Consider the following 10,474-nt stretch of genomic DNA (forward strand, 5'->3'; position numbering starts at 1 on the left):
CGGGACGACGGCCACCACGGCGGCGGATCCGGGGGCGTACGGGGCCGGGCCGGTGTCCGGTCAGTACGACGTCCGCGCCGCCCCGCGGGACGCCAGCTTCGGCCCGTAGGGCGCCGCGTCCAGCCAGGCCCCGGCCCGTTGGCCGACCACGGCCACCGCCGCGGCCGCCCGCCGGCGCAGCCACACCGACGGCCGGTGGGCCAGCATGTGCTCCAGGGCGACGCTCGCACAGGCCCGGTTGTACTCGGCCGCCTCCTTGCGCTCCCGGGCGAAGCGGGCGACCGCCGCCGCGGCCGACTCCGGGGTGCCGGCCGACAGCGCCTCACGGACCGCCTGCACCGCCCGGACCGCGTCCGGGATGCTGGAGTTCATCCCGCGCGCGCCGAACGGCGCGAACAGGTGGGCCGCCTCCCCGGTCAGCAGCACCCGGTGGTGGGTGTCGGTGAACCGGGCGGCCACCTGCTGGGCGAACCGGTACGTCGACACCCAGCGCACCCGCTCGCCGTACGCCGCGGGGAGCACCCGGGGGATCCAGCGGCGCAGGCCCTCGGGGGAGGTGAACCGCTCCGGGGCGTCGTTGAGCAGCAGGTTGAGGTCGACCCGCCAGCCGCCGGCGAACGGGACGATCAGCACGTTCCGGCCGCCGACCGCCGGGTGGTTGTAGTGGAAGACCCGCTCCCGCGGCACCGGGTTGGCGGGGTCGTCGTCGAGGTCGACCACCACGAAGGTGTTCTCCGAGCGCGGCCCCTCCAGCGGGCTGCCGATCGCGGCGCGCAGCGGCGAGCGCGAGCCGTCCGCCGCGATCACGTAGTCCGCCTCCCAGCCGCGGCCCAGGGAGTCCGTCAGCCGGACCCCGTCCGGCGCGGACACGGCGGAGGCGACCTCGACGCCCCAGTGGAACCGCACGCCGGCCTTCCGGCAGGCGGCGGCCATCATGTCCTCCGTCTGCACCTGCGGCAGGCTGGTGAACGGTGGCAGGCCGTCGCGGCCGACCTGCGGGTAGGTCCGGGTGTAGATCTCCTTGCCCGCCCAGTAGGACCGCTTGGTCGCCCACATCACGCCCCGGCCGGCCACCTCGTGCCCGAGGCCGGGGCTGAGCCGCTCCAGCTCGCGCAGCGAGGCGCCGTGCAGGTAGGCGGCCCGGCTGCCGGGCCGGACCGTGTCGGCGGTGCGCCGGTCCAGGACGGTGGCCGGGAGTCCGGCGGCGCGCAGGGCCAGCGCGGCGCTGAGCCCGGACGGGCCGGCGCCGACGACCAGCACCCGGTTCCCTGCGGTCGGCTGCTCGTCGTTGCTGCTCACGGGCGTTCCTTCGCCAGGTGGAGGATCTCGGAGTCGAACAGGACGATGCGGGCGTCGACGCCACCGGTCAGGGCGGCGTGCCAGAGCGCGGTGCGGATGCCCGTGCCCTCGCGGCGCAGCACCACCTCGTCGGCGGCGGTGGACAGCCGCAGGTAGTCGCCGGCCCGGCGGGTGACCATCCCGGCGGCCTCGGCGGTGCGGACCACGGGGACGAACTCGGGTACGTCCAGCACGTACAGGGCGAGCGTCACGACTCCTGCACCTCCGTGTCCTTCCGGATGAGTTCGGCCTTCCGCTGCCACATCGCGTGCACGGACGGCTCGGGGGACTCCGCCACGTCGACGAGCGCCCGCAGCGTCAGCTCGGCGTCCCTGGCGTCGATGCCGGACATGGTGCGCAGCGGCCTGGTGATCTCCAGCTGGAGGCCGTTGGGGTCGTCGAAGTAGATCGACTCGATCAGCTCGTGCGCCAGCGGCGGGGTGACCCGCACGCCGTGCGCCTTGAGCCGGTCCCGCCAGGCGAGCAGTTCCTCCTCGGTCTCGACGTGGAAGGCGACGTGCCGGGAGCGGTGCATGAGGTCGCTCGGGGCCTCCTCCTCCGGCAGGCCGAAGTAGTAGAAGAAGGCGATCCGGTTGCCCCGGCCGAGGTCGAAGAAGAAGTGGACGAAGTCCGGGTAGTCCTCGGTGACCCAGCCGGTCGCGGTGATCGCGTGGACCAGCGGCAGCCCCAGCGCCCCGGTGTAGAACTCGTGGGTGGCGCGCGGCTTCCACGTGACGAAGGCGAGGTGGTCGACTCCGTCGACCCGCAGGCCGGACCGGCCGGCCTGCGGGCGGGTGGACGGTGTTGCGGTTGCCAAAGCTCCTCCTGGAGTCCGGATGCCAGAGGTGGGCGACGGGGCGCCGCCGCCGGGAGCTACGCGGCCCCGGGGTCCTTGCTGTGCAGACCCGAGAACGCGATGAGCGCACCGGCGAGCAGTGCCACCCCGCCGGCCACCAGCGCCCAGCGGGTGCCGTCGGCGCTGGATGACGAGAGGTCGAGGATCACGCCCAGGACGGCGACCCCGAGCGAGGCGCCGACCTGACGGGCGGAGTTGAGCGTGCCGGCGCCCATGCCGGCGAGCTCGGTCGGGACGGTGCTCGCGACCCCGGCGACCAGGGCGGGCAGGGCGAAGGAGACGCCGAAGCCGAACGCGAGCAGGCCGATCACCGTGGCCACCAGGGCGACGGGGCCGTCACCGGTGAACGGGGCCTGGACCAGCGCGCCGACGCCCATCAGGACGAAGCCGGTGGTGGCCGGGCGGCGCGGGCCGATCCGGCCGACCAGACGGCCGGTGAAGATGGGGTTGAACGCGGTGGGCAGGGTGAGCGGGAGGAAGGCGAGGCCGGCCGTCACCGGGGAGTAGCCGCGGCCGTCCTGGAAGTACAGGGACAGCACGAACAGCAGGCCGGAGAGGCCGAAGTTGGCGAGCAGGCCGGCCGCGACGGCGGACGAGAAGCCGCGGTTGCGGAACATCCGCAGCGGGAGCATCGCGGAGTCGCCGGCCCGCAGTTCGGCACCGGTGAAGACGGCCGCGGCGACGACGGTGACCGCGAAGGCGGTCAGGACGCCACCCGCCGTCCAGCCCTTGTCGGGGCCCTCGATCAGCGCGTACACCAGGGCGGCCAGCGCGATCACGCCGGACAGCTGGCCGGTCAGGTCGAGCCCGCTGCGCTGCTTGAGCGCCGTCTCCGGGGCCAGCTTGACGGTGATGACGAAACTGGCCAGCGCCAGCGGCACGTTGATGAGGAAGATGGCGCGCCATCCGACGGTGTCGGTGAGCACGCCGCCGACGACCGGGCCGGCGGCGAGCGCCGCACCGGTGATCGCGGCCCAGGACCCGACGGCGCGGGCGCGCTCGGCGGGCACGGTGTAGGCGTTGGTGATCACCGCGAGCGAGGCCGGGAGCAGCAGCGCCCCGGCGGCGCCCAGGGCCAGCCGCAGGGTGATCAGCGCGGAGAGCGTCGTCGCGAAGGCCGAGACGCCGGACAGCACGCCGAAGCCGACCAGGCCCCAGAGGAACACCCGCCGTCCGCCGAACCGGTCGGAGAGCCAGCCGGCGGTGAGCAGCAGGGCGGCGAAGGTGATGGTGTAGCCGTTGGTGACCCACTGCAGGCCGCTCAGACCGACGTCCAGGTAGTCGGCGATCGCGGGCAGTGCCACCGAGACGATGGTCATGTCCAGCAGGACCATGAAGTAGCCGAGGGAGAGGCCGATCAGCAGGGCGCGGGAGGGTTTGGCGGGGGTGTCCGGTGTGACGGCGGACTCGGGTGCGGCCTCGGTGGCCATGTCGGTGCTCCTAGGGGTGGGGATCGCGTGGAGATCCGCGGCCTCAACCGTGCTGACGGGAGGCGGGCGTTGCAGCCATTCAACCGGACCCGAAGTGCGAGGTGGCGCTGGTGACGACGGGAATGCTCTATGAGTACCATCGGCTCGGCCGATGGATCGTCAGAAGGGGCCTGAGCCGATGGAATTACGTCACTTACGGACGTTCGAGGCGGTGGCCCGGACCCTGAGCGTCACACAGGCGGCCAGGGAGCTCCACTACGCGCAGTCCAGCGTCAGCGATCAGATCCAGGCGCTGGAGCGCGAACTGGGTGTGGACCTGCTCGACCGCTCCCAGCGCCGGGTCCGGCTGACCGCGCAGGGCGCGGTGCTGTCGGAGTACACCGACCGGATCCTCACCCTGCTGGAGGAGGCCCGGTTCGCGGTCGCCCGGCCCAACACCGAGCTGGCGGTCGGGGTGCTGGAGACGGTGGGCCTGCACATGCTGCCCGAGGTGCTCTCGACCTACCGCTCGCAGTACCCCCAGACCCGGGTGCGGGTCGGTCAGCACAACCGCGGCGAGCTGTACGGCGCCGTCCGCCGGGGCGAGCTGGACATCTGTCTGACCTTCGGTGACCCGCCGGCCGACGCCGGTCTGCGGGCGGAGACCCTGGCCGAGGAGCCGCTCGTGGTCATCGTGCCGCCGGGGCACCACCTGGCCGAGCGGCGCCGGGTGGACCTCGCGGAGCTCGCCGTCGAACCGTTCCTGGCCACCGAGCAGGGGTGCGGCTTCCGGGCGATGTTCGACGGCGCGTTCGGCGGGGTGGGGCGCAAGGAGCCCGTCACGGAGGTCTCGGGCATCGGGACGCTCGGCGCGTGCGTGGCGGCCGGCATGGGGCTCGGACTGCTGCCGCTGGTGTCGGTGCGGGCCCAGGCCGACCGGGGGGAGGTGTGCCTGGTGGAGATCGGGGACACCCGGCTGAGCACCGCGGTGACCATGACGTGGCTGGAGCGCAACTCGGCGAACCCCAATCTGATCGGTTTCCAGGCCGTGCTCCGCGCGCAGCTGGCGGCCTGAGCGCCGGCTCCGGTCCCCGGTCACCGCCGGGCCTCGCCGGGCGCGGGCACCGGGATCGCGGCCAGCCGGGCGCGGGCGATCTTGCCGGTGACGGTCGTCGGCAGCCGGTCCAGCAGGACCAGCTGTTCGGGCAGTTTGTAGGTGGCCAGCCCCTTGCGGGACAGGTGGCTGGTCACCTCCTCCAGCGTCAGGGCGGCGCCCTCGCGGAGCACGGCCAGCAGGCAGGAGCGCTGGCCCAGCCGGGGGTCCGGCCGGGCGACCACCGCGTGCTGGGTCAGCTGCGGCAGGTCGTTCAGCAGTTCCTCGACCTCCAGCGCGCTGAACTTCAGGCCCCCGCGGTTGATCAGCTCGTCGGCGCGGCCCCGGTAGCCGACCGTGCCGTCGGCGTTCAGGGCGGCGAGGTCGCCGGAGCGCAGCCAGCCGTCGGGGGTGAGGGCGGCCCGGGTGAGTTCCGGAGCGCCGTGGTAGCCGCGGAACATGTAGGGGCTGCGGTACTGGAGTTCACCGGTGACGCCGTGGCCGGCCGGGGCGCCGTCCGGGTCCAGCACCCTGACCTCCCCGCCGGAGACCGGCCGGCCGATGGTGGCCGCCGCCTCGGGCGGGTCGTGGGGGCGCAGGTACGTGCCGGCGCCGATCTCGGTCATGCCCCACTGCACGATGAGGCGGGCACCGAGGTGCCGGCGGACGGCCTCGGCCAGCTCGCGGGGGACGGGAGCGCCGCCGGTGCGCACCTCGCGCAGCGCGGGCGGCGCCGGAGTGCCGCCGTCGCCCGCCGGGCCGCCGGTCAGCAGCGCCATGAGGTCGCGCAGCTGGGCCGGGACGGCGAAGGCGGCGGTGGCTCCGGCGGAGCGCAGGGCGTCCAGGAACCGCCGGGCGTCCCAGCCGTCGAAGAGACCGACGCCCCCGCCGGTGACCAGGGCGGTGTGCACCGAGAGCAGGCCGAAGGCGTGGCTGAGCGGGCTCGCGGAGACGATCGTGTCGGTGGGGCCGAGCCCGCCGTCCGCGGCGACGGCCGCCGCGTTGCCGAGCAGGCTGCCGTGGGTGTGCACGCAGAGCTTGGGGCGCCGTGAGGTCGTCCCGGAGGAGGCGAGCAGCATCAGCGGGGTGCCCGGGTCCCGAGGGGGAGCGGGCAGGCCGGCCGCCGGTGGTGCGGCCCCGTCCAGGAGTTCGGCCGAGTCCGGCAGTCCGGCCGGGAGCGGCGCTCCGTCCGGGCCCGCGGGCACTGCGCCGGAGAGCCACACCCGCCGCAGCGAGGCGCACCGGCCGCGCAGTGCCAGCACGTCCGCGGTGCGGTCGTGGCCGCGGTGGGAGGCCCGGGCGACCAGCCCGGCGGCGCCGGCCTGGTCGACCAGTGACCGCACCTCGTGCGGCCCGTAGGCGCAGTGGAGGGGCAGCAGCAGGACACCGAGCCGGGCGGTGGCCGCGTGCAGCACCACCAGCTCCCAGCTGTTCGGCAGCTGGACCGCCAGCACCTCGCCGGCCCGCAGCCCGTGCCGGTGCAGGACCGCGGCCGTCCGCTCGGAGCGGACCAGCAGGTCGTGCCAGCCGAACCGGTGGCCGCCGTCGAGCACGGCGGGCGCGGTACGTGCGGCCGCGGCCTGTTCCAGGGCCTCGGTGAACGCGGGGAAAGTCGTTGACGATTCCACCAGTGGGGCGGTCACAAGGTCCTCCGTCTGCGAGAGAACGAGCGGTCATTGCTTTGCCGGCTTGGATTCTGGGCGACGGTCCGCCGGATCGTCCAGCACTCCCCGATAAGGAATCCCAATCCGGCGGCGGGGGCCCGGCCGCAATAAGGAATCCCTATGTCGGGTCACCCCGGCGGGTTCCTCCGGGATTTCCGGCGGATTTCGTTCGTCGCGGCCGATGCGGTTCATCGCCCGGACCGAACGGACGGCCGTTTCCGGGGCCGGGGCCGGGCCGGCCGGCCCTTCCTAGGTAAGGGATCTCAATACAGCGGGGCCTTCCGGGGAGGGTTCTCCCTGCTTCCGCACCCGTTCCGACCCGCCGGCCGGGCCGGCCCGCCGTTCGGTCCTGCCGATCCGGATCATCGCGAAAGCCGAACGTCCGCTTTCGCCGGGTGCCGCCGGAAGGCCGTTCTCCGAGGTGGGGCCGGGTGGGGCGGGACGGGAATTGGGAAATGTCCGCTCCGGCCGGGCCCCGTGGGGGCTTGCCGGTCCGGGCCGGACTGCTCCAGACTCTCGACCGGCCCGAAAAGAGGAGGTTCCCGATGTCGGTGGTCCACCCTTCCGGCGAAACGAATGCCCGGCTCAGATCGGGCGAAGGAATTCCCGCGGACAATGCATTTTCCGGCACGGATCTGCGGCAGCTGGACGAGGCGGTCCGGGACGCCCGGCTCGCCTCCACCGCCGCGGCGGCCACGCTCCTGGCCCCGGTCGAGGCGGGCGGCGAGGCCACCGCGCTGACCGAGCGGAACTGCCTCTTCGACCACTGCGGGGTCCTGCTGTTCCCGCGGACCGTCGGCGCGGGCCTGCGCTACCTGGAGCGCCGGGGCCTGGCCCCGCTGCCGACCGTCCCGAGCACGGTGGTCCGCCGCCGGCTGGGCGAGCGCTACGGCCTCGACCCGGCGGACTGCGAGGTCCACATCACCCGGCTGCGGATGAACCTGCCGGACGGGCGGCGGCACGCCGCGGTCGAGGTCTTCCTCTTCCCGCGCGACAGCCCCGGCTTCGACCGGCGGATCGCGGAGTCCGAGGCCGCCCACGGCTTCGAGCAGCACACCGCGTTCGTGGTGGGCCGCCCCGGCGAACCGCTGCTGGCCGGACTCGTCTCCGCCTGGCGCACCGAGGCCGGCCTGCTCTGGGAGGGCGGCGGGCACAACCCCCACGAGGGCGGCCCGGACGGCTCGACCGTCATGTACTTCGTCCGCGAGCACGGCCGGCCGGCCCGGCGGCGCCGGTTCGAACTGCACTGTCCCGGTGACCTCGGCGACTTCATGGACCGGATCCCGCAGGAGACCGAGGCCGTCCGCCGCGCCTACGCCGAGTGGCGGCTCGCCGGCCTGGAGATCCCCGCCTGACGCGGATCCGTCCGCCCGGATCCGTCCGCCCGCCCGGGGCGTCCCGGGTCCCGCTCCTCCCGGCGCCGTCGCACCGGTCGCCGTCGCACCGGTCGCCGTCCCACCCAGCTCAGTCCCACCCAGCTCCGTCCCACCGAGGTCCGCCCGTTCGAAGAAGCCTCCACCACGTCACCTTCGGGAGAACCCTGTGCTGCGCACCGACACGCTGAGCCCCCGGAACCTGCCACTGACCGCCGAGCTGCACTCCTACCTCCTCCACCACGGCAGGATGACCCCCGACCCGGTCCTCGCCGAGCTGATCGAGCGGACCCGGGAGGCCGTCCCGGACCAGGCGCACATGACCGTCGCGCCCGAGGAGGGCGCCCTGCTCTCCTTCCTGGTCCGGCTGCTGGGTGCCACCGACATCGTCGAAGTGGGCACCTTCACCGGCTACTCCTCGCTCTGCCTGGCCCGCGCCCTGCCCGCCGGCGGCTCCCTCGTCACCTGTGACGTCTCCGCCGAGTGGACCTCCCTGGCCCGCGAGTTCTGGCAGCGGGCCGGCGTGGACGACCGGATCGAACTGCGGCTCGGCCCGGCGCTGGAGACACTGCGCGCGCTGCCCGCCGAACCGCACCTCGACCTCGCCTTCATCGACGCCGACAAGCCCGGCTACATCGGCTACTGGGACGAGCTGGTCCCGCGCCTGCGCCCCGGCGCGCTGCTGCTGGTCGACAACACCCTCTTCAACGGCGAGGTGGTCCACGAGCACCCCGCCGAGAAGCCCGCCGCCGTCCGGGCGTTCAACGAGCACGCCCGCCGCGACGGCCGCGTCGAGCTGGTCATGCTGCCCCTCGCGGACGGCCTGACCATGGCCCGCCGGCTGCCGGACACCGCGGCCGCGGCCTGATGGCCGCCGCCGACCGCAGAACGCCCGCACCGCAGCACCGGCCCCGACCGGACGGAGGACGAACGTGACCGGGGTGACCCGAACCGGCTACCCGCCGCCCGCGCTGACCGTCGAACGGCCCCTCACCGGCCTCGGTGAGGAGTGGCCCTGGGACGTCGGCGCCGCCGAGCAGCAGCCCGACTGGCGCGACCCCGTCCGGGCGGCCGCCGTGCGCGCCGAACTCGCGCGGATGCCCGGCCTGGTGACCTCGGAGGAGGTCCGCCAGCTGCGCACCCTGCTGGCCGAGGCCGCGGCGGGCGGCCACCAGGTCGTCCAGGCCGGCGACTGCGCCGAGGACCCGGCCGAGTGCGAGCCGTCCACGATCCTGCGCAAGGCCGGGCTGCTCGACGCCCTGGCCGGCGTGATGACGGTCGGCACCGGCCGGCCGGTCCTGCGGATCGGACGCATCGCCGGACAGTTCGCCAAGCCGCGCAGCGCCACCACCGAGGTCGTCGACGGACGTGAACTGCCGGTCTACCGCGGCCACCTGGTCAACGGTCCGGAGCCGACGCCCGAGGCCCGCCGGGCCGACCCGCAGCGGATGCTGGACTGCTACCACGCCGCGCTGTCCGCCGTCACCCAGCTGCGCCGGCGCACCAGCGCCTGGGCCCCGCCCTCCGGCGCCGCGGTGTGGACCAGTCACGAGGCGCTCGTCCTCGACTACGAGCTGCCGCTGCTGCGGCGGACCGAGTCCGGCGACATCCTGCTCGCCTCCACCCACCTGCCGTGGATCGGCGAGCGCACCCGCCACCCGGACGGCCCGCACGCGATGATGCTGGCCCAGGTGGCCAACCCGGTCGCGTGCAAGATCGGCCCGACGGTCCGGCCGCGCGAACTGCTCGCGCTGTGCGCCCGGCTGGACCCGGCCCGCGAGCCCGGCCGGCTCACCCTGATCGCCCGGATGGGCGCCCGGGCCGCGGGCTCCGTGCTGCCGCCGCTGGTCGCCGCGGTCCGGGACGCCGGCCACCCGGTGGTCTGGCTCTGCGACCCGATGCACGGCAACACCGTGAAGGCGCCGTCCGGGGCGAAGGTCCGTGCCGTGCGGACCCTCGTCGCCGAGGTGCGGGCCTTCCAGGAGGCGGTCGCCGGGGCCGGCGCCGTCCCCGCCGGGCTGCACCTGGAGACCACGCCCCACGACGTCGCCGAGTGCGTCTGGTCCGACCCGGCGGAGGCCGGGACCGGGACGTCCTCCGGCCCGGCGTCGCACTGCGACCCCCGCCTCAACCCGGCCCAGGCCGTCGAGGTGGTCCGTGCGTGGACGGCCGAGCCGTCCGCCCGCAACGCCGCTGTCCACTCCGGTGGCCGGCGGTGAAGTCCAACCCTGATGCCCACCTGTGATGTTCATCCGTGAGGAAGGGAACCAACCCATGAGTGAGACGGTCATCCGCACCGAGGACGGCACCATCGCGATGGTCAACGTCTTCGAGGTCGAGCCGGAGAAGCAGCAGGAGCTCGCCGAGGTGATGAGCGAGGGCGCCGAGAAGTTCATCCGGCACCGCCCCGGATGCATCTCGGTGAACATCCTGACCAGCACCGACGGCAAGCGCCTGCTCTACTTCGCCCAGTGGCGCAGCAAGGCCGACATCAAGGCCACCATGGCCGACCCGGACGTCCAGGTCTACCGGGACAAGGCCGCCGCGCTCGCCAAGCCGGACCCGCACGCCTACACGGTGTTCGCCGTGCACCACCCCGACGCCGAGGACGCCGCCCAGGAGGGCTGATCCGGACCGGGGTCCCCGCCCCGCCCGGGGGGGGCCCCCGGGCCGGGGGGGGCCCCCCCCCAAAAAGACCGGACCCGACCCCCCCAAAACCCGCCGGGGGGGTCGCCAAAGGG

The 10,474-nt window shown here is 74.4% G+C and carries 10 protein-coding genes; 5 read left to right on the forward strand and 5 right to left on the reverse strand.

From position 1 onward, the window contains the following. Window positions 1–60: 60 nt before the first annotated feature. The 4 genes from ACFCX4_RS30140 to ACFCX4_RS30155 are packed head-to-tail and all read right to left on the reverse strand — an operon-like array spanning window position 61 to window position 3,624. The gene (locus tag ACFCX4_RS30140) at window positions 61–1,299 is read right to left on the reverse strand and encodes an FAD-dependent monooxygenase (protein WP_376149230.1); all 1,239 of its coding nucleotides are present in this window, start codon (window positions 1,297–1,299) and stop codon (window positions 61–63) included. Next, window positions 1,296–1,550 carry a hypothetical protein gene (locus tag ACFCX4_RS30145; protein ID WP_376149233.1) on the reverse strand — a complete coding sequence of 85 codons (255 nt, stop codon included), beginning with the start codon at window positions 1,548–1,550 and terminating at the stop codon, window positions 1,296–1,298. The genes ACFCX4_RS30140 and ACFCX4_RS30145 overlap by 4 nt, the downstream gene beginning before the upstream one ends. Beyond that, window positions 1,547–2,155, reverse strand: a complete 609-nt coding sequence (locus ACFCX4_RS30150) for a VOC family protein (protein ID WP_376149236.1) — start codon at window positions 2,153–2,155, stop codon at window positions 1,547–1,549. The genes ACFCX4_RS30145 and ACFCX4_RS30150 overlap by 4 nt, the downstream gene beginning before the upstream one ends. 56 nt (window positions 2,156–2,211) lie before the next feature. Beyond that, window positions 2,212–3,624, reverse strand: a complete 1,413-nt coding sequence (locus tag ACFCX4_RS30155; protein WP_376149239.1) for an MFS transporter — start codon at window positions 3,622–3,624, stop codon at window positions 2,212–2,214. Window positions 3,625–3,802: 178 nt separating this feature from the next. Between ACFCX4_RS30155 and ACFCX4_RS30160 the strand changes: the two genes are divergently transcribed. Next, window positions 3,803–4,678 (forward strand): LysR family transcriptional regulator, encoded by an 876-nt coding sequence (locus tag ACFCX4_RS30160; RefSeq protein WP_376149242.1) that lies wholly within the window; start codon window positions 3,803–3,805, stop codon window positions 4,676–4,678. 20 nt (window positions 4,679–4,698) lie between these two features. Here ACFCX4_RS30160 and ACFCX4_RS30165 read toward each other — a convergent pair whose 3' ends face one another. Further along, the gene (locus tag ACFCX4_RS30165; protein ID WP_376149245.1) at window positions 4,699–6,339 is read right to left on the reverse strand and encodes a class I adenylate-forming enzyme family protein; all 1,641 of its coding nucleotides are present in this window, start codon (window positions 6,337–6,339) and stop codon (window positions 4,699–4,701) included. Window positions 6,340–6,905: 566 nt separating this feature from the next. Here ACFCX4_RS30165 and ACFCX4_RS30170 point away from each other — a divergent pair. The 4 genes from ACFCX4_RS30170 to ACFCX4_RS30185 all read left to right on the forward strand — a co-directional run bounded on the left by ACFCX4_RS30170 (window position 6,906) and on the right by ACFCX4_RS30185 (window position 10,361). Beyond that, the gene (locus ACFCX4_RS30170; RefSeq protein ID WP_376149247.1) at window positions 6,906–7,715 is read left to right on the forward strand and encodes a hypothetical protein; all 810 of its coding nucleotides are present in this window, start codon (window positions 6,906–6,908) and stop codon (window positions 7,713–7,715) included. 187 nt (window positions 7,716–7,902) lie between these two features. Then, window positions 7,903–8,601, forward strand: coding sequence for an O-methyltransferase (locus tag ACFCX4_RS30175; protein WP_376149250.1), 699 nt, complete (start codon window positions 7,903–7,905; stop codon window positions 8,599–8,601). Between the two features lie 103 nt (window positions 8,602–8,704). Next, window positions 8,705–9,952: a 3-deoxy-7-phosphoheptulonate synthase gene (locus tag ACFCX4_RS30180; protein WP_376149256.1), complete on the forward strand. Its 1,248-nt coding sequence runs from the start codon at window positions 8,705–8,707 to the stop codon at window positions 9,950–9,952. A gap of 55 nt (window positions 9,953–10,007) precedes the next feature. Beyond that, entirely contained in the window at window positions 10,008–10,361 is a 354-nt protein-coding gene (locus ACFCX4_RS30185) for a putative quinol monooxygenase (protein ID WP_376149253.1), read from the forward strand. Window positions 10,362–10,474 lie beyond the last annotated feature (113 nt).

This window comes from Kitasatospora sp. NPDC056327 (assembly GCF_042261735.1).
GTDB lineage: Bacteria > Actinomycetota > Actinomycetes > Streptomycetales > Streptomycetaceae > Kitasatospora.

Excerpts from the sequence above, each read along its gene's own strand:
- ACFCX4_RS30155 (WP_376149239.1), bottom strand. The coding sequence starts at position 3,624 with ATGGCCACCGAGGCCGCACCCGAGTCCGCCGTCACACCGGACACCCCC.
- ACFCX4_RS30160 (WP_376149242.1), top strand. The coding sequence starts at position 3,803 with ATGGAATTACGTCACTTACGGACGTTCGAGGCGGTGGCCCGGACCCTG.
- ACFCX4_RS30170 (WP_376149247.1), top strand. The coding sequence starts at position 6,906 with ATGTCGGTGGTCCACCCTTCCGGCGAAACGAATGCCCGGCTCAGATCG.
- ACFCX4_RS30185 (WP_376149253.1), top strand. The coding sequence starts at position 10,008 with ATGAGTGAGACGGTCATCCGCACCGAGGACGGCACCATCGCGATGGTC.